Source organism: Desulfovibrio desulfuricans (assembly GCF_024460775.1).
Lineage (GTDB): Bacteria > Desulfobacterota > Desulfovibrionia > Desulfovibrionales > Desulfovibrionaceae > Desulfovibrio > Desulfovibrio desulfuricans_E.
In genome coordinates, this window is the sequence record NZ_JANFYZ010000063.1 from 1 (window position 1) to 271 (window position 271).

Consider the following 271-nt stretch of genomic DNA (forward strand, 5'->3'; position numbering starts at 1 on the left):
GAAGTCTTTTCTTCAGATCGACCGAGCCGAGACGCTTCTTCCAAAAGGCACAAATCCATACAGCGAAGCAGTATATAAAACAGCATCTGAAACACTGAACCGTATGATCGATGAAGGTTCTTTTCTTCAGGACAAAGAACCTTGTTACTACTTATACGCGCTTACAATGAACGGAAGAACACAGACAGGGCTTGTAGGCTGCGCTTCGATCGACGATTATTGCAACAATGTGATCTTAAAACACGAAAATACACTGGAAGCAAAAGAGCAG

1 protein-coding gene is annotated in these 271 nt (G+C 42.8%); it reads left to right on the forward strand.

Annotated elements, in window-relative coordinates; translation table 11 throughout:
* Nucleotides 1–271, forward strand: a 271-nt coding sequence (locus tag NE637_RS15420) for a DUF1015 family protein (protein WP_256267810.1), incomplete at both ends; no start/stop codon positions are given.